Genomic DNA, 24,642 nt, shown 5'->3' with positions numbered 1-24,642 from the left:
AGTATTGTTACGTTGCTGAATTGCCGGAACGACAGAATGCAGGGGGCAGTAGCATCGGCATAAGCGTGTTGTGGCCGATATTATCCAGGCGCCACTCTTTCTAGGATTGGTCTCGAAAGAGTGAACAGCCCATTGCTAACGCAATGGGCTTTTTTACGTCTGCGATTTGAGTGTTTTTAAGTCCGCTGATTTCAATCGCAATACTTTCGAAGTTTAGATAGTAGGCCTTATCATCGTGCTAATAATGTGAATTTCGCCAGCTAATCTATTTAGTGGTATTACTGCTAAATTCTAGATGTATTTATAGATGTTCAGTACTCTTTACTGCCATTTGATGTTTAAAATTTGGCGATCTCAAGCTGGTCGAACTGACTCTTAACTCACCGCGTAAACCCATGTTCACGTCAATAAAATTAATTAATTACAATTGGTTATTGCTATTACTGCTGAGCTCTCCTAGTTTAACTGCAATTAAATGCTGGGGATTGTGCTATGAAGCTAGAAATGATTTGTACAGGTGAAGAAGTATTGGCGGGTCAGATCGTTGATACGAATGCGGCATGGTTTGCTAATACTCTGATGGAGCACGGTGTAGAGTGCCAGCGTCGGATCACAGTTGGTGATCGGCTCGAAGATCTTATCGCTGTTTTTAAGGAGCGCAGTACGGAAGCTGATGTCATTGTTGTCAATGGTGGCTTAGGCCCTACAAGTGACGACTTATCCTCTGAGGCAATGGCATTAGCTAAAGGTGAACCTTTGGTTGAGAATGCTCTTTGGCGTGCTCGCTTAGAGGACTGGTTTACTCGTAACGGTCGAGTGATGGCGGAGAGTAATCTTAAACAAGCATTATTACCTGAATCTGCAATTATGATAGATAACCCGGTCGGCACCGCATGCGGCTTTGCTGTAAAGCTTAACCGAGCTTGGTTGTTTTTCACTCCGGGAGTGCCGTTTGAATTTAAACAGATGGTAAAAGAGCAGTTTGTACCGTTTATTAAAGAAAGATTCGAAATTGCGGGAGATATTTCACTGCGTAAGTATTTAACGCTTGGGCAAGGGGAGTCATCTTTAGCTGATGCACTTGAATCTATTGTATTACCAGAGGGGATAACGATCGGTTATCGAACCTCTATGCCACATATCGAAATAAAACTATTTGCGCGTGGTAAGTTGGCGATCGGTGAGATCGATAAGATTGAGGCTCAAATACGATTTTTACTTGGAACGGCGATAGTTGCTGATAATAAAAAGAGCTTAGCCGAAGAGATCCATAGGCTGTTAGTTAGTTCAGAAAGTAGCCTAAGTGTTGCAGAGTCATGCACTGGAGGTATGATTGCGAGCCAGTTAGTTGCATTTGCGGGTAGCTCATCTTATTTTCATCAAGGCTTAGTGACCTATAGTAATGAATCTAAAGTGCGAGTGTTAGGGGTAAAAGCCGAAACGTTAGATGATCATGGAGCGGTGTCTATTGCAACCGTAGAGGAGATGGCTAAAGGAGCAAGGGGCATTTTAGGCAGTGATTATGCATTGGCTACTAGTGGTATTGCTGGCCCTACTGGTGGCACAGAGGACAAACCCGTTGGAACAGTTGCTATAGCCTTGGCGACTAAAGGGGGGGTTTATAGCCAGATGATCAAATTACCGAGACGTTCGCGTGATTTGGTTCGTAGCTTAAGCACCGCCGTTGCATTTGATATGCTTCGTAGAGAGTTACTGGGTGAGGCCGTGATTGTGGATTATGGCTCAATTACTAGATTTAAAAAATAGCAAAAAGGGCAATAATGAATCATTCATTACTGCCCTAATTGAAATCTAGTCGTCAAACACTAACACAAGCTTGCCTGGTTGAACCTCAATGCGCTTGGTCATTTCAGCTATAAGAGCCTGATTTGATTCTTGTGTATCGAGTACATATACAGGCTGAGTTTCTAAGAACTGAGTCAGGAACCCCATTAGCTGTGGTGCTATTGAGCCTATCGCTTTCTCAATATCCTTAGGTTGTGACTCTACTTTTACCAAATTAAGGTTACGTAGATAAACACTATGATTGCTAGCATCGTACCAAGGTTGCGCTTCAAACTTCGCCGTTAGGTCAGCACTAATGGGAAGTAAAGGATTGCGTACTTTGATTCGAGTTGAAGCTGTTACTGCCATCGTATCGGGCTTTTCGCCTAAAGTGACCTCTATATTGTTAACTTTAAGTTCTATACCGAAAATTTGATTACCTTGCTTGATTTCAAAGTGCATCTCGTCACTGAGATAGCCTTCTAATTCAGTTTCGGTAATGCTGTATTGACTGACGCAGCCAGTCAATACCAGCAATAAGCTACTTAGAGCTATCTTGATAAATTTCATTAGCCAGTGTTTCTCATTCCTGCTGCCACACCTGCAATCGTTAACATGAGTGCCAGTTCGACATTAGCAGACGTTTTTTCCTCTCGGCGAGTACGGGCTAAAAGTTCTGCCTGAAGGAAGTTGAGTGGATCAATGTAGGGGTTTCTCAACTCTACCGATTCTCTACTCCAAGGAGTATGTGCCATTAAGCTTTCTGATTGAGTTAGCTCTAGTACTGCATCTATGCCAATGGCGAGACGTTCACGTAATTGGACTCCTAAATGATGCAGCTCTTTAGGTACTAAGCTAGTTTCATAGTACTTTGCTAAGTTGGGCTCGGCTTTTGCGTAAACCATTTCAAGCATGGATATACGGGTTTTAAAGAAAGGCCAGTGTTGCTCCATCTCCTGTAATAATGGCAGTTCGCCCCTTAGTGAGGCTGCTTGCAATGCTTCTCCTGCACCTAGCCAAGCGGGTAGCATTAAGCGGTTTTGAGACCAAGCAAAGATCCATGGAATAGCACGTAAACTCTCTATGCCACCATCAACTCTGCGCTTGGCAGGTCGACTGCCCAAAGGTAGTTTTCCTAACTCGACTTCTGGTGTTGCTGCGCGGAAGTATGAGACAAAGTCCGGTTCTTCTCTAACGATGGCGCGATAAGCAAGTACTGATTCGTCAGCTAGTTGCTCCATAGCTCTGCGCCATTCGGGTTTGGGCTCTGGTGGCGGAAGTAAAGTCGCCTCCATTACCGCAGAGGTGTACAAAGCAAGGCTTTGTACTGCCAACTTAGGTAGGCCGAATTTGAAGCGGATCATCTCGCCTTGCTCTGTGACTCGAATACGCCCATCAACAGATCCAGGAGGTTGAGACAAAATAGCCTCATGCGCAGGTCCACCTCCGCGGCCAATAGTGCCGCCACGTCCATGGAATAGTGTTAGTTTTATATCTGCATCTTGGCTCACTTCGACGAGTTTCTCTTGTGCGCTATATTGTGCCCATGCTGCAGCCATGACACCTGCATCTTTTGCTGAGTCAGAATAGCCAATCATGACCTCTTGCGTGCCTTTAGTGTATCCACGATACCAATCTATGCTAAAGAGAGACGACATACATTGAGAGGCATTGTTTAAATCATCTAATGTTTCGAATAGTGGCACTACTCGCATTGGATGAGGGCAACCAGTTTCTTTCAGTAATAATAATACGGTCAAAACATCAGAAGGCTGGCTGGCCATTGAAATAACATAAGAACCCATGGCTCGTGCAGGTTGAGTGGCAATTAAGCGGCAGGTTCTCAATACTTCCGCAACGTCATCTGACCCTTGCCATGTCACAGGGATTAATGGGCGCTTGCTAGTGAGCTCTCTGAGTAAGAAAGATTGTTTTTCATCTTCTCCCCAGTGCGCATAATCTCCCATGCCTAAATATCGAGTCAATTCTGCAATGACATCGGCATGACGCTGCGCATCTTGACGGATATCAAGTCTTAGCATGTGGATGCCAAAGCAAGCAATGCGACGCAACATATCAAGTAATAAGCCGTTGGCTATCAGACTCATACCACGATCACTCAAGCTCCTGTAAAGCATCATCAGTGGATCTTTAAGATCTTTTTCTTCCCAGATAATGTCGTTTAAATCGACTTCAGGCTGATGACCTTCAAGTCTGGCATTGAGATAATCGATGGTTTTTCTTAGCTTTTGTTGGAGGCCTTTTAATACGTCACGATAGGGTTCGTTACTGTTGTTGGTGTAAGCAAGAAGCTCGTCATTTGCACCTTCCATCGACAGATCATTGACGAGTAATACAACATCTTTAAGGTAAAGTCTGGCTGCAGTGTGACGATTTCTATCCAATACTTCTTGAGTGACCACAGAGGTTACAAATGGATTGCCATCACGATCGCCGCCCATCCAACTGGAGAATCTCACTGGCGCAATATCAATCGGCAGTTGGGTATTAGTACGCTCTTCCACCTGTTGGTTTAATTGTCTTAGAAAATCAGGGATGGCTTGCCACAAAGAGACTTCAATCGTGCTTAGGCCCCAACGTGCTTCATCAACAGGCGTTGGACGCTCGTTACGGATCTCATTGGTATGCCAAATTTGTGCGATAAGCTGACGTAAGCGTAGATGGTGCTGTTTCTTCTCTTGTTCAGTTAATTGCGGGTTTTCTAACGCGGCGAGCGAATCAACGACTGCGGAATATTTTTGGATTAATGTACGTCGCGAAATTTCCGTTGGATGCGCGGTCAACACTAAATCGATATCAAGCGTTTTTAGGCAGTTGAGCATTTTTTCTTGATCGATATTGCCACCTAACATTCTCCCAAGAAGCTGCTCTACAGGGTCTGGAACACATACTAGCTCATCGCAATTACGGCTAATGGTGTGGAATTGCTCGGCAATATTGGCTAGGTTTAGAAATTGATTAAAAGCTTTGGCAAATGGCACTAGCTCATCGTCATTCAATGAGGACAGCAAAGTGAGCATCTCTTCGCGGGCGGCATCATTACCCTGACGTGAACTTTTAGAGAGATGGCGGATCTGTTCGATTTTGTCTAGAAAAGTGTCATCGAGATCAGTACGAATTGTGTCGCCTAAAATCTGTCCTAAGGTACCAACGTTTGACCTTAACGATGCATACATATCAACCATACGTGCTCCATATTAGTAAGCTAATCGATCACAATACCTAGCGGCTGTACACTAGGCAATGATCTAGTTTGGGTTATTGCGCCTGAATGTGCTCTAACTCACCTTTCAATTCATTAATTATGACGCTCAGAATAAGTTTGGACTAAATATTGGCCTCGACAGCATGAGTTATTTTATACAGGCATGATATATCAGCTCTTTTATTAGCTGTTTAGTACGATTGATATAGTGCAGGTCAAGATACTCATCTGGCTGATGAGCTTGCTCAATACTGCCAGGACCGAGTACTAGTGTCTGACAACCCAATTGACGTATATAGGGTGCTTCAGTTGCGTAGTTGACGACTTCAGGCTCATTTTTGGATATTTGTGCAACGAGCTTGCTCCAACTACTGTCTTTATTCTCTGCAAACGGCTCCGAACCTGGATATAAAGGGGCGACACTTATGCTGCCAGGATATTGGCTAGCGACAGGCTCTAAGTAGTTAGTTACCATCAGCTCCAGATCTTCAAGTGCGAGCCCCGGTATCGGGCGGAGATCAATATGTAGATCACAGCAGCCACAAATTCTATTGGCGGCATCGCCACCGTGAATGTGACCAAAGTTCATTGTAGGGTAGGGTACGCTAAAGGCATTCTCGCGGTAGTTGTCGGCTAAATGTTGCTTAAGTTTGAGCAGTTGTCCGGTGACTAAATGCATGACCTCTATGGCATTGAGTCCTTTAGCGGGATCTGATGAATGACCACTTCGCCCCGTAACCTGTATACCTTGCGTAAAGTGCCCTTTATGCATATAGACGGGCTTAAGGCTAGTAGGCTCACCAATAATGGCGTAATCAGGGCTGATAGACTTAGCTGCTGCAAAGGCTTTTGCACCATTCATGGTGGTTTCTTCATCGGCGCTAGCGAGTATGTGTAATGGGCGTTTGAACTGGTCCATTGGCAATTCTTTTAAGGCTTCTAACACTAAAGCAAAAAAACCTTTCATATCGCAAGTTCCCAAGCCATACCAACGGTCATTTTTTTCGACCAATTGGAAAGGGTCTTGACTCCAACGGCCCTCATCAAATGGAACTGTATCGGTATGCCCCGCCAGTAATAACCCACCTTTTCCGCTGCCAAAAGAGGCGACGAAATTATGTTTATTACGGGTGTCGGGAACTGGTTGAGCTTGGCAGTTCATGCCTAAATCGGTAAACCAACTATGCAATAGCGCTATGACGGCTTTATTGCTCATGTCATGTTGTGCTTCTAATGCACTGATTGAAGGTGCCGCGATTAACTGAGTGAAGCTACTCTTTATGTCTGGTAATTTTTTCATTAAAAATACTCAAATATATATTCAAATATATTGCATAATTAGTTTTGTGTGGTAGTCTATCAAACAGCTAAGATAAGTACCATGTTTTGATGACCTATAAATGAGAGTATATATGTTTAACCTAGTTCAATTATTAATTATTAAGGTCAGTAATACCCACTTCCTGCGACGATAATCTTGTCTTTATGGTGTTCAGCCAGGGCTTAAGTTGTGCCCATTCTTTTTTTCGTTTTGTCATCTAAATTCAAGATTAAGGTTTTAAACTCATAGACTATGAAAAATATAGCCATTATTGGTGCTAGCGGTTATACCGGCGCACAAATCACTTCTCTCATAAATGCTGAAGCGGACTTATCCATTCAAGGCCTTTATGTTTCTGAAAATAGCTTAGATAAAGGCAAGCCGCTTGCTGAGTTATACCCTACATATAGTCATATTAATCTTTGTTTAAGCCCGCTGACCGATGATGCTAAAGCAGCCATCATCGAACAGGCGGATGCGGTCGTATTAGCGACCGATCATGTCGTGAGCTTGCACCTCGCCGCTTGGTTTTATCAAAGGGGACTAGTCGTCTTTGATTTAAGTGGCGCATACCGTTTCGAAGAGTTAGAACAGTATCCTAAGTGGTATGGTTTTACTCATGAATACCCACAAGTCCTCGCTGATGCTGTTTATGGTCTCGCAGAGTGGAACGCGGAGAAAATTGCTAGCAGTAAAATGATTGCGGTACCGGGTTGTTATCCGACAGCCTCGCTTACGGCACTTAAGCCGCTATCACACTTGCTTACTGACGTATTACCGGTGATTAATGCTGTCAGTGGCGTAACTGGGGCGGGCAGAAAAGCGCAGCTTCATACTAGTTTTTGTGAAGTCAGCTTAATGGCATACAGCGTACTCGGTCATAGGCATCAACCTGAGATAGCAACTCAGCTAGGACAGGAAGTTATCTTTACTCCTCATTTAGGCAATTTTAAAAGAGGGATCCTCGCCACTATTACGGTGAAGTTAGCGGAAGGTACGACAAGCAAGGACATAGAAGTAGCCTATCAGTGCTATGACAATACGTCACTGGTGACGGTAAAGCAGAATCAATTTCCCAAGATTGACGATGTAGTGCAAACACCAAATTGCCTTATCGGTTGGAAGTACGATGTAGAGACAAATTACTTGGTGGTATCAAGCGCAATTGATAACTTAATGAAAGGTGCTGCTAGTCAAGCGCTGCAATGCATAAAGATTCACTTTAACCAATTGTTAAAATAACAGGCTTGGAAACAGATATGGCAACGTTAAATACTGATATGAATGCAAAAACCAAACCTGTAATGGTGCTTAAAGTGGGTGGTGCATTGTTGCAGTGCGAAATGGGCATGGCGCGTCTAATGGAGACCGCTGCAAAAATCATTGCTAATGGTCAAGCGCTTATTATGGTGCATGGCGGAGGCTGCTTAGTGGATGAGCAACTCAAAGCAAACAATATGGTGACGGAAAAATTGGACGGACTCAGAGTCACGCCAGCTGAACAAGTGCCCATTATTGTTGGTGCGCTGGCTGGAACCTCAAATAAAATACTGCAAGCCGCGGCCATTAAGGCGGGCATTACCAGTTTAGGCATGAGCCTTGCTGATGCCGATATGATGACAGCAAGCATTAAAGATCCACGACTCGGACTTGTCGGCGAAGTCGAACCAAAGGATGCGAGCTATCTTGAGTTTGTGCTAGCTAAAGGTTGGATGCCAATTGTTAGCTCTATCGCAATTAGTGCACAAGGCGAAATGCTTAATGTTAATGCCGATCAAGCCGCCACGGCTTTGGCTAAATTAGTCGCTGGAAATTTGGTGTTGCTGTCTGATGTATCGGGTGTACTCGATGGTAAAGGGCAATTGATTAACAGTTTGAATCGAGCAGAGGTTGCCGCATTAACTAAGATTGGTGTGATAGACAAGGGTATGAAAGTTAAAGTCGAAGCAGCATTAGATGTTGCAGAATCGATGGGACAAACGGTGCAAATTGCCTCTTGGCGTCATGCAGAACAACTTATTGCATTAAGCAACGGTGAAACCGTTGGCACACAGATTCAACCATAGGAGAGCGATTTCATGGACCATTTATTATCAATTAAAGATTTATCACAGCAGCAACTTTTGGATCTGTTAGCGCTGGCTAAAGCCATTAAGGCTAACCCTGCTGATTATAGAAAAGCATTAGACGGCAAGAGTGTTGTCATGTTGTTCGAGAAGCCTTCATTAAGAACGCGTGTCAGTTTTGATATTGGTATTAATAAGTTAGGGGGCCATTGCTTATACCTTGATCAGCAAAATGGGGCTCTCGGAAAACGTGAACCTGTATCAGATTTTGCAGCAAACATATCTTGCTGGGCAGATGCAATTGTAGCGCGCACATTTTTGCATTCAACAATAGAGCAGTTAGCAGAACATGGTTCAGTGCCGGTCATTAATGCGCTTTCTGATCTTTACCATCCGTGTCAGGGCTTAGCGGACTTTCTAACTTTGTCTGAGCAATATGAAGATGTCAGTAAAGTGAGATTAGCCTATGTTGGAGATGGCAACAATGTGACCCATTCATTGATGTTCGCAGCGGCTATTCTTGGGGCTCATCTCACCGTATTGTGTCCGCCGGGTCATTTCCCCGATGGCAAGGTTGTTTGCGAAGCGCAAGCGTTAGCCGAAAAACATGGCGGAACCTTAGTGCTAAGCTCTGATGTTGCGGCTATAGCGGGTCATGACGCTATTTATACCGATACATGGATCTCGATGGGTGACGGCGCCTCAATGGAAGAAATTGAAGCTAAGTTCAAACCTTATCAGGTGAATGCCGAGTTAATGGCAGCCGCTGGCGCTAAGCATTTCATGCATTGTTTGCCAGCCTACCGAGAAGTTGAAGCTACCGCTGACATTGTAGATGGCGCAGGCTCGCTGATATTGCAGCAAGCAGAAAATCGTATGCATGCACAAAATGCAGTGCTGGTGACCTTATTAGGTCAGTAACAACGAGTTAATTAATTTATATTTCGTTGAGTATTCGACGAGAAGATATCAAGTATTAGGAAGTAAATATGTCAATCGAAGCAAAGAAAACAGACGTTAAAAAAGTCGTTCTAGCGTATTCAGGTGGTCTCGACACTTCAGCCATTATTCCTTGGCTCAAAGAAACTTATGATAACTGTGAAATTATCGCCTTTTGCGCCGATGTGGGCCAAGGTGATGCAGAGCTTGAAGGTCTATATGAAAAGGCGATTAAATCGGGCGCATCAGAGTGCCATATCGTTGATTTAAAAGAAGAGCTGGTGGCTGACTATATCTATCCTACCATTGCGACTGGCGCTATTTACGAAGGAACCTATCTACTCGGTACCTCTATGGCGAGACCGATTATTGCCAAGGCTCAAGTCGAAGTCGCACGTAAAGTGGGTGCGGATGCGGTTTGTCATGGTTGTACGGGTAAAGGCAACGATCAGGTGCGGTTTGAAGGCTGTTTTGCTGCGCTAGCACCGGATCTTAAAGTCATCGCTCCTTGGCGTGAGTGGGAGATGGTGAGTCGTGAAGATCTGCTGGATTACCTTGCTGAGCGTAATATCGAAACGACATCGTCATTAGCTAAGATCTATAGCCGTGATGCTAATGCTTGGCATATTTCGCACGAAGGTGGTGAGCTAGAAGATCCATGGAACGAGCCAACTAAAGGTGTGTGGACGATGACGGTCGCGCCTGAAGATGCGCCTAATAAGCCTGAATATGTTGCATTAGAACTTGAGCAAGGCAAGATCACCAAAGTGAATGGTGAAGCACTTTCGCCTTACAAAGCACTCATGGTACTGAATGAATTGGCAGGCGCTCATGGTGTCGGCAGAATCGATATTACCGAGAATAGACTGGTCGGAATGAAATCTCGTGGTTGCTATGAAACCCCAGGTGGCACCGTGATGTTTGCTGCACTACGTGCAATTGAAGAGTTAGTGCTTGATAAAACGAGCCGCGAATGGCGTGAACAAGTTGGCGCGCAAATGGCGCACCTAGTCTATGACGGTCGTTGGTTTACCCCCCTCTGTGCATCATTGCTTGGAGCATCGAAGCCGTTAGCGGATCTCGTTAATGGTGAGGTTATTATTAAGCTCTACAAAGGCCAAGCAAGTGCAGTGAAAAAACGTTCGCCTAACAGCTTATACTCAGAAGAGTTTGCTACTTTTGGTGACGACGATGTTTATAACCAGAAAGATGCTGAAGGCTTTATCCGTTTGTATTCGCTTTCGAGCCGGATCAGAGCATTACACGGTCATAATAAGTAGAGTCAAAACTGACTACTCACTAAATTCAACATTATCGTGGCGGACAGATTGTCCGCCCAGCATCTAAGAGGAAGCCAAAATGGCATTATGGGGCGGCAGATTTAGCCAAGAGAGCAGCGCACTGTTCAAACTTTTTAACGACTCTTTGCCTGTGGACTTCCGACTTATAGAGCAAGATATTCAAGGCTCTATCGCATGGGCCAGTGCTATTACTCAGGTGGGGATTTTAACCTCTGATGAGTGTACACAATTACATGCTGCGCTCAATGAGCTTCTGGTCGAAACATCAGCGAGTCCAGAGCTGATTATTGCCTCTGGCGCTGAAGATATTCATAGTTTTGTCGAGCAATCGCTTATCGCTAAAGTGGGTGACTTAGGTAAAAAGTTGCATACTGGACGTTCACGTAACGATCAGGTCGCTACCGATCTTAAGCTTTGGTGTAAGAAAGAGGGCCAACAACAACTTGTGCTACTTGCGAAACTTAGATCGGCGCTTATTGCACTCGCGGAGCGTGAAATTGAATCTGTCATGCCAGGTTATACTCATTTACAAAGAGCGCAGCCAGTGTTATTCGGTCATTGGTGCCTCGCCTATGTTGAAATGTTCGAACGTGATATAAGCCGCTTAGAAGATGCATTAAAGCGTGCCGATACTTGTCCATTAGGGACGGGTGCTTTGGCGGGGACCGCTTATCCAATGGATAGAGTTAAACTTGCCGAGTCATTAGGCTTCGCAGGACCAACGCTTAATAGCCTCGATACGGTATCTGATAGAGATCATGTGATTGAGATTTGTAGTGATGCGTCAATTAGTATGATGCACTTGAGCCGTATGGCTGAAGATTTAATCTTCTTTAACAGTGGAGAAGCGGGCTTTATCGAATTAGATGATGAAGTTACCTCTGGTTCTTCATTGATGCCGCAGAAGAAAAATCCCGATGCACTTGAGCTTATTAGAGGCAAGACTGGTCGGGTTTATGGCAGCCTAGTAGGTATTCTTACTACGATGAAGGCGCTACCACTGGCATACAACAAAGATATGCAAGAGGACAAAGAAGGACTATTTGATGTGATGGATAGCTGGGCTATCTGTCTCGAAATGGCAGCCTTGGTGCTAAGTGGTTTACAAGTTAATCGTGAAAGAACATTGATAGCCGCGCAACAAGGTTATGCTAACTCCACTGAATTAGCCGATTACCTTGTGGCGAAAGGGATGCCGTTTAGAGAGGCACATCATGTGGTAGGTGAAGCCGTTGTTAATGCCATGGCCAAGCAAACACCGCTTGAAGAACTGCCATTAGAGGAGCTGCAAAGTTTCAGTGCTATCATCGAAGCTGATGTTTATGAGTGCTTAACGATTGAGTCGTGCTTGACAAAGCGTGAAGCGCTGGGTGGAACATCACTGATTCAGGTAAAGTCTGCATTAGCGGTAAAACAGTCGAGCCAATGATCACTTAACTCGAATTTAGGTGGTCTAAATTGATGATAAAAAAGGTGGCTATTTCTTATCGAAATAGCCGCCTTTTTATTGTGCAACAGCGTTATTGAAACAGATCTTCTTCCTCTGACTTATCGATAAAGATATCACTGTTGTCTACCTCTTGTTCTGTGGCATATTCTGTTGGTTCGGTACCCGCAATAAAATACTCAAACTTGCTGGTGTAATCAGTTTTACGCGTCAGCTTGCCAGTGGCTAAATCGATACGAGCTGAGACAATGCCCTCTGGTGGCGTCGTTGGCAGCACAGGCGTCCCCGCTAAGGCATCTTTCATAAACTCATTCCAAGCCGGTCCCGCCGTTTTGGCACCTGCTTCGGCGAGTGATATTTGATTTTTTGCGCCGTTCGCATTCCAGCTAGTGCGACCTAACTCTTGACCATGGTCATCAAAGCCTACCCACACAGTGGTCGCCAGTGTAGGGTTATAGCCACTGAACCAAGTATCGCGAGATTCGTTGGTTGTACCCGTCTTACCCGCAATATCACGGCGATTAACCACTCTTGATGCGCGCCAAGCCGTACCATTCCAACCCGTCCCTTTACGCCAATCCCCGCCGCCCCAAATAACACTTTTTAGTGCTTCAGTAATAAGGAAGGAAGTTTGCTCTGAAATGATTCTTGGCGCAAAGCGAGAGTCATCACTACCGCATTGAATCGCCGTGCCTGTTATCTTAATTTCAGTCTCTGTTTTTTGTTCAGGGACTCTGTCACTTTGAAATTCATTTGCCATCGCTGCAAATGGATCAACCACAACAGACTGCTTAGGGGCCACCGGGGTGCAGGCTAATGTTGGATTCGCGGCTTCAATGAGGTCGCCATTAGCAGACTCTATCTTTTTAATAAAATAGGGTTCAACTAGGTAGCCGCCATTAGCGAATGTTGAAAATGCAGTGACAACTTGCAGCGGCGTAACCGAAGGCGAACCCAGGGCGATTGACTCATTGCGAGGGAGATCGGCAGGATCAAATCCAAATTTAACTAACTGGGCAATCGTAGTATCAAGTCCGCTATAACGCATGGCACGTACCGACATGACGTTGATTGATTGGGCTAAACCGACACGCAGCCTCGTTGGGCCGCCATAAACATCTGGAGAGTTCTTGGGACGCCAAGCTGTACCTTGTCGAGTATCGGGCTTATTAATCGGCGCATTGTTGATCAGCGTCGACAGTGTGTAACCTTTCTCCAGTGCAGCAGTATAAATAAACGGCTTAATGTTAGAGCCTAATTGGCGTTTAGCTTGAGTGACACGGTTATATTGACTGATGTAGAAGCTAAAGCCACCGACTAAATTCTTGATCGCGCCATCTTGAGGATCTATCGATACAATCGCACTGGCCACGAGTGGCACTTGGCTCAGTTGCCAAATATCACCGTTGTTACGGATCCATACCTGCTGACCGGCTGTTAACACGTCAGATGCAAGCTTAGGGGCTTTGCCTTGACGTTTATTGGTGATGAATTTACGAGCCCACTTAATGCCATCCCACGGGAGAGTGTATATATCACCTTTAGCGGTCATGACTTTTGCAGTTTGTTGATCAATAGACATTATGGCCGCCGGGTACATTCCTTGGAACGAACCCGTTTGTTTCAGCTTGGTTTTTATCTCTTCAACTTCTAGCGGCGTTTCACTCCAAAGTACTTTGGTGCGGCCGCGATAGCCATGACGTTCGTCGTATGAGTAAACGTTATGACGAAGCGCTTTTTGGGCATCAAGCTGCAGTTTAGAATCCACGGTAGTATAGATATCGTAGCCGCCAGTGTACGCTTCCTCTTCACCATATTTTTCAACAAGGTAGTCGCGGGCCATTTCTGAGACGTAGGGTGCATATAAGTCGATTACAGCACCGTGATATTTAGCCGTGATAGGTGCTTGTATCGCTTCTTCATACTGGACTTGAGTGATATTGCGCTTTTCAAGCATACGGCTAAGCACCCAATTACGACGATTAAGAGCGCGGCTAGCATTTCTAATGGGGTTAGCTGCAGAAGGTGATTGTGGTAGTCCGGCAATCATTGCCATTTCAGGTAAAGTTAATTCACTTAACTCTTTGCCGTAATAAACTTGAGCAGCAGCACCCACACCATAAGCGCGGTTTCCTAGGAAAGAGCGATTAAGGTAAAGCGTTAAAATTTCTTGTTTGTTCAGCGCTTTCTCAATTTTTAATGCGAGGAAAATTTCTTTGGTCTTACGTATGTAGGTTTTATCTCGAGTTAAAAAGAAACCTCGGGCGACCTGTTGGGTGATAGTACTGGCACCCTGACTCTTTTTACCGGTAGTGACTAGGATAACCGCCGCGCGGATAATACCAATAGGATCAATGCCTCTATGTTCAAAGAAGCGTGCATCCTCGGTATCGAGTATCGCGTTTATTAATTGCTCTGGAACATCTCTATAGTGGACGGGAATTCGGCGTTTCTCACCAAACTGAGAGATCAGTTTACCGTCGCTACTAAAAATTCTAAGTGGCGTTTGCAGTTTGACCGTCTTAAGTGTGGTGACATCGGGTAAATCTGGAAGCACATAAAAATATGCTGCCGCAATAGCACCAATACCAAGTAGACCTAGGCTAAAAAAAGCAATAACAAGACGTTTTAACCACTTCAAAGGAAGATTCCATGAATTGTAAATAAGACCCGTAGTATATAAGCCGTTGAAGCAATGGTGAAGTAAAAGCCTAAGGATTAATGTTATTGATTAATAAAAAGGCTTTATGGTTGTCTATTAATTATAAAAATAACCCAGATGGCGGTCGTTGGAGTACAAAGCTAAGTGACTCGTTAACCTTGATACTGAGTTTGCCGTAATGAGTTTCGTTAAAAAGTTAACACCAGATGCCTTCGAGTTACATGGTCATATTTAGCACGATAAAAAGCCGAAGCAATATTTCAATTTGTGCAGTATTCGATGTTCCTGAAAATAAATATGACTGAGAATTAACCGCCGTCAGAACAGTGGCACCAGTATAAGTCACTTCTGATGGCGTTTTTATCGATATTTATCACTGCCACTTGCTTAAAAGTAGTATGAATACCAACAATGAACTGTGTTTTTAGTCTGACGCGTTACTAAGAGTTATAAGTAGTTATTTAAAGTCAATAAAATGGCAATTGTAAAATCTAGAAACATTTTGTACAAATAGCTATAACGTGTAGATTCTGTGCTAATCTATTTTTGAAAATAATAATAAAGTGACGTTGGACTATGCTTTCAAATATATGGAAGCGTCAGGCTCCGCAGATGGTTGGGATTGATATTGGATCCCATGAAGTTAAAGCAATACTGCTGAGCAAGACTGCTGATGGATATAAAATACTAAGCCATGCTGCTATCCCGCTAAAGAAGGGGGCGGTCAATGATCATGAAATTCGAGACCGCGAAGCCGTTGTCGAGGCGTTAAAGTTAGTCAAACGAGTACTGCCAAAAACCACCAAATTTGCTGCTGTGGCTGTATCTGGTTCAGCCGTTATGACCAAAGTCATCTACATGGATGCCTCTTTGAGTGAAGAGGAGATGGAAGCTCAAATTGAAATTGAAGCTGACAATCTTATTCCTTATTCATTGGACGAAGTTAATATTGACTTTGAAACCCTCAGTGCCAATAAAACAGATCCAACTAAAGTGGATGTACTGCTAAGTGCTTGTCGTTCTGAGAATATTGATACTCGAACAGATGCGCTGGATGAGGTTAATCTTGAGGTTAAAGTTGTCGATGTTGAAGGCTACGCATTGGGTCGATCATTTGAAATGATAGCGGCGCAGCTGCCAGAAGATGCAAAAAGTAAAGTTATTGCGCTGGTCGATATTGGCGCCAGTATTACGACTTTTTCTGTTGTTGAAAATGGTGAAACCACTTTTGTCAGAGAGCAGGCATTTGGTGGTGAACAATTTACTCAATCAATACTCTCTTTCTACGGTATGACCTACGAGCAAGCTGAAAAGGCTAAGTTAGCGGGTGAGCTTCCTCGGAACTACATGTTTGAAGTGTTATCTCCTTTCCAAACTCAGCTGTTACAACAAATAAAACGCACCCTACAGATTTACTGTACTTCGAGTGGTAAAGATAAAGTGGATCACATTGTTCTATGTGGTGGCACTGCCAAACTCGAAGGTATGACCAACCTAATGATTAATGAGTTAGGTGTAAATACCATTGTTGGTGACCCTTTTAAAGGTTGCTTGCATGCAGATGACGCCGTTAGGCAACAACTCCAGCCAGACATCGGTAAATACATGTTGGCATGTGGACTGGCATTAAGGAGTTATGCTGAATGGCGAACATAAACCTCTTACCATGGCGTGAAGAAGCGAGAGAAAAACAAAAACGAGATTACACCGGTGTACTGGCACTGGTTTTCTTAGTCTCTGGTCTTATCGTTTATCTATCTCTAATGGCAATCGATGTGATATCTGACGACCAAAAAGGTCGTAACGCCTATTTACAGTCTGAAATTCAATTGCTTGAAGCTCAAATAGCTGAAATTACCGAAATTAGAACACGTAAAAAAGATATTGAGCGTCGTACTGAAATCATTCTAGGGCTTCAGCAATCTAGAAATTTGCCGACACATGTTCTAGACGAGTTAGTGCGTATCGTGCCAGCAGGGATCTACCTTTCCAGTATAGAGAAAAAAGGCAGTATGTTGTGGATCGAAGGACGCAGTGAATCCAACAATAATGTGGCAAATATGATGCGCAAAGTTAAGACCTCTAATTGGCTACAAGATCCTAATATGCAATCTATCATTGCTCAGAATGAAGAGTTAAGGCAATTACAACGATTTACTCTGCGGGTTACCATTGCAGATAGTGAAATAGCGGATTTAAGCATGGCAAAAGGAGCGAGTAAATGAACCTCGATCTGAGTCAGTTTAACGATATTGATTTTGAGAATATCGGTGCTTGGCCTAAGTTAGTTAAAGGCGTGTTTGCTGCACTGCTCGCAGTGTGTGTATTCGTAGCCAGTTATTTTTTGTTTATATCAGATGCGATTGATGCGTTAAATGCAGAGCAGCAAAAAGAGCAGCAGTTTAAAACGGATTTTAAGTCTAAATATCAGTTAGCAGCTAACCTTAAGTTATATCGAGAGCAGTTAGCGGTTATGGAAGTGCAGTTTGCTGAACTGCTGAAGATGTTACCGTCTCAAAATGAAATGCCAGGCTTGCTAGATGACGTTACTTTTGTGGCGACTGATGCAGGACTTAAAATTAATAGTTTAGATTGGGACTCTGAAATAATAAGAGAGTTTTATATTGAGTTTCCGATCAAAATTGCAGTCAGCGGAGATTATCATCAACTTGGGCACCTTGTTAGTGGTGTGGCAAAGTTACCGCGCATTGTGAGCTTACATGATTTCGTGATTAAGCGGGATGAGACGGGTTCACTGGCTATGGATATTTTAGCGAAGACTTATCGCTTTAAAGAGGGCGCTGAATTGCCTGCAGCAAAAGGGGCAGCTAAGTGATGAAGATACTGCCCGCAATGATGGCTGTATTGCTGCTTTCTGGCTGCGTAGGGGACAGAAGCGATCTAGAGCTATTTGTCACAACCACTAAAGCGCAGCATGTGGCGCACATTAAGCCATTAAAAGAAACGCCTAAGTTTGAACATTTTGATTATCAAGCAGATCTTATGCGTAGCCCGTATATCCCTCCGTCAAGAGAGTTGACCGAAGAGGTGATTGATACCACCAAGGACTGTTTACAACCCGATCTTAAACGCCGCAAAGGGCGATTAGAAACATACGCACTCGATAACTTGAAAATGCGTGGCACATTGAGTGAAGTTGATACGATTTGGGCTCTGCTTGAGACTAGTGATGGAAGTGTTTATCGCTTGGGAGCAGGCCAATACCTGGGGCTTTATCATGGCCGAATTGCCAAAGTAACGCCGCAAACGATCGAAATTATAGAGTTGATTCCAGACGGGTCTGGCTGCTGGACGGAACGAAATAGCAGCATGGAATTAACAGGAGAATAATAAGAATGACTGAGAGGCTCATGAGACTGTCTATTACACATCGCGCCTTCGCTAAGGCCGCGTCTTTTATTAAGGTTATTATTAGTCTTGCGTTCCTATTGGGAATGGCTCCGCTAGCACATGCGGCTAATAAGTTAGTCGATGTTAAATATCATGCGATAGTAGATCACCAATTGGAATTACAGTTGGTATTTGAACATGATATTGAGCAACCCGAGATTGAATTAAATGCTGATCCTGCACAGATCATTTTAGGGTTTGCAAATAGCCTTTCAGGACTTCAAAAGCAAACGCTTGCTATAGATACTGTTGGGGTCGATACCGTCAGTACGGTGCAGAGTGGTGCAAGTCTTCAAGTGTTTGTCGGATTAGAAAGTGTTAAAGCCTATCAAGGTCGCGTTGTCGGTAATACCTACAGACTCACTATCAATGATGAAGTGATGAATCGTAATGATGGCGCTGCGGCGAGCAATCCGTTTATGAACGGCATTGAAAGTATCGACTTTAAACGCACATCAAATGGTGGTGGCCAGCTACTGATTAAGCTCGAAAATAGTTCAGTCGCGGCAAATGTGGAACAAGTCGGCGCTAAACTTGAGCTTAAATTATATAACACCGATATTCGCTCTGATCTGCTTTACGTCATGGACGTGCATGATTTTGCAACGCCAGTGAAGAGTTTTGAAACCTTTAATGAGGAACTCACTAGTCGCTTTCTAATTGATGTAGAAGGTACTTATGAGTATGACTACCAACAAGACGGTCGTGTATTTAAGTTGAGTATAGAAAAGGCCAAACGCCTTGATATAGTGAAAGAAGAAAAGAAATATGACGGTCGCTCATTGTCATTAAACTTCCAAAACATGTCAGTTAGAACCGTACTGCAGATCATTGCTGATTATAACGATTTTAACTTGGTCGTCAGCGATACCGTTGAAGGTGATATCACGCTGCGACTCGATGATGTACCTTGGGATCAAGCGCTTGATCTTATTTTGCAAACCAAAGGGTTAGATAAGCGCATTGAAGGCAATATCTTGATGATTGCGCCCAGTGAAGAGATTGCGATAAGAGAGAGCCAAGAGCTCAAAAATTTACAAGAAGTTAAAGAATTAGCGCCTTTATATTCAGAGTATCTGCAGATTAATTACGCTAAAGCCGTTGATATTGCAGTGCTGCTCAAAGGTGAAGATTCAAGCTTGCTGTCAACGCGTGGCAGTGTCGCCGTGGATGAGCGCACTAATACGCTGTTAGTTAAAGATACTGAAGAAACATTAGAGAGTATTCATCGCTTGATTGAAGTGCTCGACATCCCAATTAAACAGGTATTAATTGAAGCGCGAATGGTAACGGTTAAAGACGATGTAGCAGAAGATTTAGGGGTACGTTGGGGCATAACCGATCAGCAAGGTACTAAAGGTACGTCAGGCAGCCTAGAGGGCGCAAGTGACATTGCTAATGGTATAATACCGAGCCTAGGGGACAGATTGAACGTTAATCTGCCTGCTGCAGCAAAGAACGCAACGAGTCTTGCTTTTCACGTTGCTAAGCTTGCCGATGGTACGGTACTCGATCTTGAATTGAGTGCACTGGAGCAAGAAAATAAGGGTGAGATTATCGCAAGCCCGCGTATCACGACTTCAAATCAAAAGTCGGCTTACATTGAGCAAGGTGTCGAGATCCCATATGTTGAAGCGAGCTCAAGTGGCGCGACAACAGTGACGTTCAAAAAGGCGGTTTTATCTCTTAGAGTGACACCGCAGATCACCCCTGATAACCGTGTTATCCTTGATTTAGAAATCACACAAGACTCCCAAGGTAAAGTGGTTACCACACCAACGGGAGCTGCAGTCTCTATTGATACACAGCGTATTGGTACCCAAGTGCTAGTGAACCATGGTGAGACGATTGTATTGGGTGGGATATATCAACAACAATCGATAAGTAGTGTAAGTAAAGTCCCTATCTTGGGCGATATTCCCTACCTTGGGTTCATGTTTAGAAGTACATCGGATAAGAATGAGCGACAAGAGTTACTTATCTTTGTGACCCCTAAAATTATTTCCGAATCACTTTAATGGCAATAAACCAGTAAAAGCCTGCGTTTAGCGCCGGCTTTTTACAAGATGAAATAGATTTTTGATAGAAATGTGCTACTTCACTTGCCATCAATAGCGGTTAGCTGAGATAATCAGCGGTCAAGTCTCAATAGAGCAAGGTAACATTTAAGGTCAACTCTAGTTTTCGGGTTGGCGTAGGCAAACTTCAAATAAGATTCAGACATATATCGCAATGGCCGAAAAACGTAATATTTTCCTAGTAGGCCCTATGGGGGCTGGTAAAAGCACTATAGGCCGTCATCTGGCACAGATGCTGCACTTAGAGTTCCACGATTCAGATCAAGAAATTGAGAGCCGTACAGGCGCTGATATTGCGTGGGTTTTTGATGTCGAAGGCGAAGAAGGCTTCCGCGTTCGCGAAACACAAGTTGTTGCTGATTTAACCGAAAAGCAAGGTATCGTGTTAGCAACTGGTGGTGGTTCAATTCAGAGTAAGGAGATCCGTAATAATCTTTCTGCTCGTGGAATTGTAGTCTACCTCGAGACCACCATCGACAAACAAGTAGCACGTACGCAAAGAGATAAGCGTCGTCCACTACTTCAAGTAGATGATCCAAGAGAAGTGCTAGAAACTCTAGCCGAGGCGCGCAACCCTCTTTATGAAGAGATCGCTGATGTTATCGTTAAAACCGATGAGCAAAGCGCAAAAGTAGTTGCAAACCAAATAATTGAGCAATTAGGTTTTTAAGATATGACTAAGCAGGTTCTGGTTGAACTCGGTGAACGTAGTTACCCAATCGTAATTGGCCAGAATTTGTTAAGTAATGGCGAGCCTTTGGCTCGCTATCTTAAAAACAAAAATATCCTCATTGTCACTAATGAAACGATAGCGCCACTGTACCTTGAAAAAGTACAAGCCATGCTGTCGGATTTTGTGTGTGTCACTCCCGTGATTTTACCTGATGGCGAGCAATACAAAACGTTAAACCAAATGGATTCAATTTTCACCTCTTTGCTACAACAAAATTTGGGCCGTGATACGGTACTTATTGCATTGGGCGGAGGCGTAATTGGAGATATGACTGGGTTTGCGGCTGCAAGTTATCAGCGCGGTATCGACTTTATCCAATTCCCTACCACACTGTTGTCTCAAGTTGATTCATCAGTAGGTGGAAAAACAGCAGTCAATCACCCTCTGGGTAAAAATATGATCGGTGCTTTTTATCAGCCGAAATATGTTTTGATTGATACCGACTGCTTGAACACACTGCCTAAAAGAGAATTTTCTGCTGGTATGGCAGAAGTGATCAAATACGGCATTATGTGGGATGCAGAGTTTTTCTGCTGGTTGGAAAACAATGTTGATGTATTAAAAGCATTAGACATCCAGGCACTTGAGTATGTGATTGGGCGTTGCTGTGAAATCAAAGCTGATGTAGTTGAAAAAGATGAAACAGAACAAGCGGTAAGAGCATTGCTTAATTTGGGACATACTTTTGGGCACGCGATTGAAGCTGAAATGGGCTACGGCGTGTGGCTACATGGCGAAGCCGTTTCTGCTGGCACAGTCCTTGCTGCAGTCACCTCAAATAAGCTGGGGTTAATAGAAGAGTCAATTGTTTGTCGTATTAAGGCGTTATTTACCGCATTTGATCTCCCTATTACTGCACCAGACACTATGAATTTTGAACAATTCATTAAACATATGCGCCGAGATAAGAAAGTACTTAAAGGACAATTGCGTTTAGTGTTACCCGAAGGCTTAGGCCAGGCGGGGATCTATAGCGATGTTACTGACGAGCTACTTCAAGAGGTTATCGACTGCGCATAAACTATGTAGCAGGTGTTCGGTGAAAGCTAAATTTAGTCCTCCAAATTATATAACGGGTGAAGTCCCTATGTTTATTGAACATAGGCCGCTTTTGCTGCGCCATTTTCAGTCATACCTTGGGCTTTCTCTTGCGAGAGCGTGGATATAAATGTCTTTAACCGGTTCAATCTTACTCCCTAGCCAAGAAGCACTGTTAAATCGCTTACAGCATATTAGCTTGTATGGTCAGCAGCTTATTGTACTCACTGGTGAAGACGGTGCAGGCAAGACCACGCTTGTCACTGCATTACTCACAGAACTTGAAGCATTTAGTTCCGCTCTGGTTATTTGTCCGAAGCATTGTGACAGCGCTGAAATTAGACGTAAAATACTGGTCCAACTCCTAGCTGAACCAGTCTTTGACGATGAACTACCTCTGCCTGAAGCAATGCTACGAGCCTCTTCTACGCTGGCTTCTGCTAGTTGTATTGTGCTTGATGATGCTCACTATATACCGCTAGAAATCTGGGCGGAATGTATTGTGTTGAGCCAGATGTCTTTTGCTGGGAAAACAGTCAGCGTGACCATGACATCACCTGTTAGTTTTCTAAATGATGTTTTGCAGCAACTGCCTATCGACCAGCGGCAACTGTTGCTCCCGTTAGATATCGAGCCGATCGATCACACTGAAAGAGAAGGGCTTTATTACATGCTATTAAGCCGTAGTGAAGCACAGCCCTTTACGCCTCGAGATATCGTTAAAGATAGATTAGAAGCACAAAACGGTACACCTAAAGAGGTTGTTGCGCTGCTTGAACTGGCCTTAAATGGAGGGGCTGAAGAGCCTATTGTAAAATCCACTACAAAACGACTCGTTATGGGTGCGTTTATTCTTTTAGCGACCACCTTGCTCGCTTGGTTCTTCATCGATGATGAGCCGTCTCTCGCTGAGCAGCAAAGCACAGTCGTATTTGCTGCGGAGGCAGTATCGAGTTCGCCCTTTTTAGCGGCATATGGTAAACAGCTTTTAGCAGGACATTTTGCGGCTGAGCCTATGGCATTACAGCAAGTTGAAGCAGAAATTAGTCAGAAAACGGTAATTACAGCCGCTGATGAACCCTTGCTAGTCGTGGCTGTGAAGTCAGAATATCAGCGGTTAATGAATGTTGTACCTGAGAAAACCGTCGACATTATAGCGGAGATTATCGAACCTTTAGCGGTGACTAATGTTGAGGCGTTTTCAGCAAAGCCAAATGAAACTCTTATTCACGTTAATAATAAAGAGATTATTGCGAAAGCAGTGCAAAAGCCGACCAAGGGCTACACATTGCAATTAGCCAGTGTGCAACGTTTTGATTCATTAGTCAGGATGTTAGAGAGCGTGAAACAGGAAAAGGGCGTCAAGGTCGCACGCTATAAAAGTCGCTGGGTAGTATTAATGGGTGAGTTTGACTCGGCAAAGCAAGCGAGAGAACAATCGCTTAAATTAACAGCGAACTCCATCATTTCTGCACCTTGGATTCGAAAGTGGCAAGATCTTACGCAATATGAGTTACAAGATACGCTTCCAACTCGTGAAATTAATGAATAAACATAGTACAATCCCCAGCTCTCTTTTTCTTAGTATTCAATCAATTTAAATGATTAAAAAACAAAGGGCCTTCTTAAAGTGGGCTGGCGGAAAATTTAAACTGATTGAGTTTCTAACAGGGCACCTTCCCCAAGGTGATAGGTTGGTAGAACCTTTTGTGGGCGCAGGTTCTGTGTTCCTCAATACTGACTATGACCGCTACCTATTGTGCGACATTAATCAAGACTTGATTAACTTGTATAAGATTGTGCAGTCAGATCCTGAAAAGTATATTAAGGCGGCTAAAGCCCTATTCGTCCCAGAGATGAATGAAAAGGAAGCGTACTATAAGGTGCGCACCAGCTTTAACGAGACTAAAGATCCTTTCAAACGTTCTGTTTATTTTCTTTATATGAACCGTCATGGTTTTAACGGCTTATGCCGTTATAACCGTAAAGGTGGCTTTAATGTGCCATTTGGTTCGTATAAAAAACCTTACTTTCCTGAAAACGAAATTCGTGCATTTTCGGTAAAGGCTCAATGTGCTGAGTTTCGATGCATTGGTTACGAACAAGCAATCGATATGACTCAAAATGGGGATGTCGTTTATTGCGATCCACCTTATGCGCCATTGTCATCAACGGCTAGCTTTACCACTTATGTTGGTACGGGTTTTTCATTAGATGACCAAGCGCTGCTGGCAAGGAAGTCACGCCACACCGCCATTGAACGTGGTATACCGGTGCTGATCAGTAATCATGATATTCCACTGACCAGAGAGCTTTATCACGGCGCAACGTTTGACTCGATTAAAGTGCAGCGTAATATTAGTCAAAAAGGCAGTAGCCGTAAGAAAGTCGATGAGTTGATGGCGTTATACGATGATTCATATAACAGTGAAAACGACTAGATTTAGCCTACGACTTGACTGACGATAAATAGCAGCCCTAATACAAACACAATAGCGAGCAAGATACCCATCACGATGAAGGGGATAGGCGAAGAGGCTTGAAAGTCTTTACGTCGGTTTTGCTCTGTTTGTACGCCAATAAAGGCAGCTAAGGTACTCAAGAGTACTTGCCACCATTGATTTAGCATATGACT

General features: G+C 43.8%; 20 protein-coding genes. 15 read left to right on the top strand and 5 right to left on the bottom strand.

Annotated features, from left to right (window positions below):
* The first annotated feature begins 492 nt into the window (after window positions 1–492).
* Entirely contained in the window at window positions 493–1,767 is a 1,275-nt protein-coding gene (locus CXF83_RS02040; protein WP_101093462.1) for a CinA family nicotinamide mononucleotide deamidase-related protein, read from the top strand.
* A 45-nt stretch (window positions 1,768–1,812) separates the two neighbouring features.
* On the opposite strand, the gene CXF83_RS02035 is transcribed toward CXF83_RS02040, so the two are convergent.
* The 3 genes from CXF83_RS02035 to argE form a co-directional block, all read right to left on the bottom strand.
* Complete coding sequence (locus CXF83_RS02035; RefSeq protein WP_101093461.1) at window positions 1,813–2,355, bottom strand: DUF1439 domain-containing protein; 543 nt, start codon at window positions 2,353–2,355, stop codon at window positions 1,813–1,815.
* The gene (gene ppc, locus CXF83_RS02030) at window positions 2,355–4,991 is read right to left on the bottom strand and encodes a phosphoenolpyruvate carboxylase (RefSeq protein ID WP_101093460.1); all 2,637 of its coding nucleotides are present in this window, start codon (window positions 4,989–4,991) and stop codon (window positions 2,355–2,357) included. Before ppc ends, CXF83_RS02035 begins: the two co-directional genes overlap by 1 nt.
* 168 nt (window positions 4,992–5,159) lie before the next feature.
* The gene (argE, locus tag CXF83_RS02025) at window positions 5,160–6,311 is read right to left on the bottom strand and encodes an acetylornithine deacetylase (RefSeq protein WP_101093459.1); all 1,152 of its coding nucleotides are present in this window, start codon (window positions 6,309–6,311) and stop codon (window positions 5,160–5,162) included.
* A 273-nt stretch (window positions 6,312–6,584) separates the two neighbouring features.
* Between argE and argC the strand changes: the two genes are divergently transcribed.
* The 5 genes from argC to argH all read left to right on the top strand — a co-directional run bounded on the left by argC (window position 6,585) and on the right by argH (window position 12,067).
* Window positions 6,585–7,574, top strand: a complete 990-nt coding sequence (argC, locus tag CXF83_RS02020; RefSeq protein WP_101093458.1) for an N-acetyl-gamma-glutamyl-phosphate reductase — start codon at window positions 6,585–6,587, stop codon at window positions 7,572–7,574.
* 38 nt (window positions 7,575–7,612) lie between these two features.
* Window positions 7,613–8,398 (top strand): acetylglutamate kinase, encoded by a 786-nt coding sequence (argB, locus tag CXF83_RS02015; RefSeq protein WP_101093464.1) that lies wholly within the window; start codon window positions 7,613–7,615, stop codon window positions 8,396–8,398.
* A gap of 12 nt (window positions 8,399–8,410) precedes the next feature.
* Window positions 8,411–9,319 (top strand): ornithine carbamoyltransferase, encoded by a 909-nt coding sequence (locus CXF83_RS02010; RefSeq protein ID WP_101093457.1) that lies wholly within the window; start codon window positions 8,411–8,413, stop codon window positions 9,317–9,319.
* Between the two features lie 68 nt (window positions 9,320–9,387).
* Window positions 9,388–10,617, top strand: coding sequence for an argininosuccinate synthase (locus CXF83_RS02005; protein ID WP_101093456.1), 1,230 nt, complete (start codon window positions 9,388–9,390; stop codon window positions 10,615–10,617).
* Window positions 10,618–10,696: 79 nt separating this feature from the next.
* The gene (argH, locus tag CXF83_RS02000; RefSeq protein WP_101093455.1) at window positions 10,697–12,067 is read left to right on the top strand and encodes an argininosuccinate lyase; all 1,371 of its coding nucleotides are present in this window, start codon (window positions 10,697–10,699) and stop codon (window positions 12,065–12,067) included.
* A 91-nt stretch (window positions 12,068–12,158) separates the two neighbouring features.
* Here the strand turns inward: argH and CXF83_RS01995 are convergent, their stop codons facing one another.
* Window positions 12,159–14,726 (bottom strand): penicillin-binding protein 1A, encoded by a 2,568-nt coding sequence (locus CXF83_RS01995; RefSeq protein ID WP_101093454.1) that lies wholly within the window; start codon window positions 14,724–14,726, stop codon window positions 12,159–12,161.
* A 597-nt stretch (window positions 14,727–15,323) separates the two neighbouring features.
* Here CXF83_RS01995 and CXF83_RS01990 point away from each other — a divergent pair.
* From CXF83_RS01990 to CXF83_RS01950, 9 genes are all read left to right on the top strand, one after another.
* A complete protein-coding gene (locus CXF83_RS01990) occupies window positions 15,324–16,403 on the top strand; it encodes a pilus assembly protein PilM (RefSeq protein ID WP_101093453.1) in 1,080 nt (359 codons plus the stop codon).
* Window positions 16,391–16,972 (top strand): PilN domain-containing protein, encoded by a 582-nt coding sequence (locus tag CXF83_RS01985; protein ID WP_101093452.1) that lies wholly within the window; start codon window positions 16,391–16,393, stop codon window positions 16,970–16,972. The genes CXF83_RS01990 and CXF83_RS01985 overlap by 13 nt, the downstream gene beginning before the upstream one ends.
* On the top strand, window positions 16,969–17,583 hold the full coding sequence (locus tag CXF83_RS01980; protein WP_101093451.1) for a type 4a pilus biogenesis protein PilO: 615 nt from the start codon (window positions 16,969–16,971) through the stop codon (window positions 17,581–17,583). Before CXF83_RS01985 ends, CXF83_RS01980 begins: the two co-directional genes overlap by 4 nt.
* The gene (locus tag CXF83_RS01975; protein ID WP_101093450.1) at window positions 17,583–18,098 is read left to right on the top strand and encodes a pilus assembly protein PilP; all 516 of its coding nucleotides are present in this window, start codon (window positions 17,583–17,585) and stop codon (window positions 18,096–18,098) included. Before CXF83_RS01980 ends, CXF83_RS01975 begins: the two co-directional genes overlap by 1 nt.
* A gap of 5 nt (window positions 18,099–18,103) precedes the next feature.
* Complete coding sequence (locus CXF83_RS01970; protein WP_101093449.1) at window positions 18,104–20,176, top strand: type IV pilus secretin PilQ; 2,073 nt, start codon at window positions 18,104–18,106, stop codon at window positions 20,174–20,176.
* Window positions 20,177–20,390: 214 nt separating this feature from the next.
* Window positions 20,391–20,906: a shikimate kinase AroK gene (gene aroK, locus CXF83_RS01965; RefSeq protein WP_101093448.1), complete on the top strand. Its 516-nt coding sequence runs from the start codon at window positions 20,391–20,393 to the stop codon at window positions 20,904–20,906.
* Between the two features lie 3 nt (window positions 20,907–20,909).
* Window positions 20,910–21,989 carry a 3-dehydroquinate synthase gene (gene aroB / locus CXF83_RS01960; protein WP_101093447.1) on the top strand — a complete coding sequence of 360 codons (1,080 nt, stop codon included), beginning with the start codon at window positions 20,910–20,912 and terminating at the stop codon, window positions 21,987–21,989.
* A 148-nt stretch (window positions 21,990–22,137) separates the two neighbouring features.
* A complete protein-coding gene (locus CXF83_RS01955; protein WP_101093446.1) occupies window positions 22,138–23,559 on the top strand; it encodes an AAA family ATPase in 1,422 nt (473 codons plus the stop codon).
* A gap of 49 nt (window positions 23,560–23,608) precedes the next feature.
* A complete protein-coding gene (locus tag CXF83_RS01950) occupies window positions 23,609–24,448 on the top strand; it encodes a Dam family site-specific DNA-(adenine-N6)-methyltransferase (RefSeq protein ID WP_101093445.1) in 840 nt (279 codons plus the stop codon).
* 2 nt (window positions 24,449–24,450) lie between these two features.
* Here the strand turns inward: CXF83_RS01950 and CXF83_RS01945 are convergent, their stop codons facing one another.
* Window positions 24,451–24,636, bottom strand: a complete 186-nt coding sequence (locus CXF83_RS01945) for a DUF2970 domain-containing protein (protein WP_101093444.1) — start codon at window positions 24,634–24,636, stop codon at window positions 24,451–24,453.
* Window positions 24,637–24,642 lie beyond the last annotated feature (6 nt).

It is taken from the genome of Shewanella sp. Choline-02u-19 (genome assembly GCF_002836205.1).
In the GTDB taxonomy this organism is placed as follows: domain Bacteria; phylum Pseudomonadota; class Gammaproteobacteria; order Enterobacterales; family Shewanellaceae; genus Shewanella.
The sequence above is the reverse complement of the archived record's forward strand: the minus strand, read 5'-3'. Positions and strand labels throughout refer to the sequence as shown.

Bases quoted from the DNA above. Each gene is read 5' to 3' on its own strand.
- CXF83_RS02040 (WP_101093462.1), top strand. From the start codon at position 493: ATGAAGCTAGAAATGATTTGTACAGGTGAAGAAGTATTGGCGGGTCAG.
- CXF83_RS02035 (WP_101093461.1), bottom strand. From the start codon at position 2,355: ATGAAATTTATCAAGATAGCTCTAAGTAGCTTATTGCTGGTATTGACT.
- ppc (WP_101093460.1), bottom strand. From the start codon at position 4,991: ATGGTTGATATGTATGCATCGTTAAGGTCAAACGTTGGTACCTTAGGA.
- argE (WP_101093459.1), bottom strand. From the start codon at position 6,311: ATGAAAAAATTACCAGACATAAAGAGTAGCTTCACTCAGTTAATCGCG.
- argC (WP_101093458.1), top strand. From the start codon at position 6,585: ATGAAAAATATAGCCATTATTGGTGCTAGCGGTTATACCGGCGCACAA.
- argB (WP_101093464.1), top strand. From the start codon at position 7,613: ATGAATGCAAAAACCAAACCTGTAATGGTGCTTAAAGTGGGTGGTGCA.
- CXF83_RS02010 (WP_101093457.1), top strand. From the start codon at position 8,411: ATGGACCATTTATTATCAATTAAAGATTTATCACAGCAGCAACTTTTG.
- CXF83_RS02005 (WP_101093456.1), top strand. From the start codon at position 9,388: ATGTCAATCGAAGCAAAGAAAACAGACGTTAAAAAAGTCGTTCTAGCG.
- argH (WP_101093455.1), top strand. From the start codon at position 10,697: ATGGCATTATGGGGCGGCAGATTTAGCCAAGAGAGCAGCGCACTGTTC.
- CXF83_RS01990 (WP_101093453.1), top strand. From the start codon at position 15,324: ATGCTTTCAAATATATGGAAGCGTCAGGCTCCGCAGATGGTTGGGATT.
- CXF83_RS01985 (WP_101093452.1), top strand. From the start codon at position 16,391: ATGGCGAACATAAACCTCTTACCATGGCGTGAAGAAGCGAGAGAAAAA.
- CXF83_RS01980 (WP_101093451.1), top strand. From the start codon at position 16,969: ATGAACCTCGATCTGAGTCAGTTTAACGATATTGATTTTGAGAATATC.
- CXF83_RS01975 (WP_101093450.1), top strand. From the start codon at position 17,583: ATGAAGATACTGCCCGCAATGATGGCTGTATTGCTGCTTTCTGGCTGC.
- CXF83_RS01970 (WP_101093449.1), top strand. From the start codon at position 18,104: ATGACTGAGAGGCTCATGAGACTGTCTATTACACATCGCGCCTTCGCT.
- aroK (WP_101093448.1), top strand. From the start codon at position 20,391: ATGGCCGAAAAACGTAATATTTTCCTAGTAGGCCCTATGGGGGCTGGT.
- aroB (WP_101093447.1), top strand. From the start codon at position 20,910: ATGACTAAGCAGGTTCTGGTTGAACTCGGTGAACGTAGTTACCCAATC.
- CXF83_RS01955 (WP_101093446.1), top strand. From the start codon at position 22,138: ATGTCTTTAACCGGTTCAATCTTACTCCCTAGCCAAGAAGCACTGTTA.
- CXF83_RS01950 (WP_101093445.1), top strand. From the start codon at position 23,609: ATGATTAAAAAACAAAGGGCCTTCTTAAAGTGGGCTGGCGGAAAATTT.
- CXF83_RS01945 (WP_101093444.1), bottom strand. From the start codon at position 24,636: ATGCTAAATCAATGGTGGCAAGTACTCTTGAGTACCTTAGCTGCCTTT.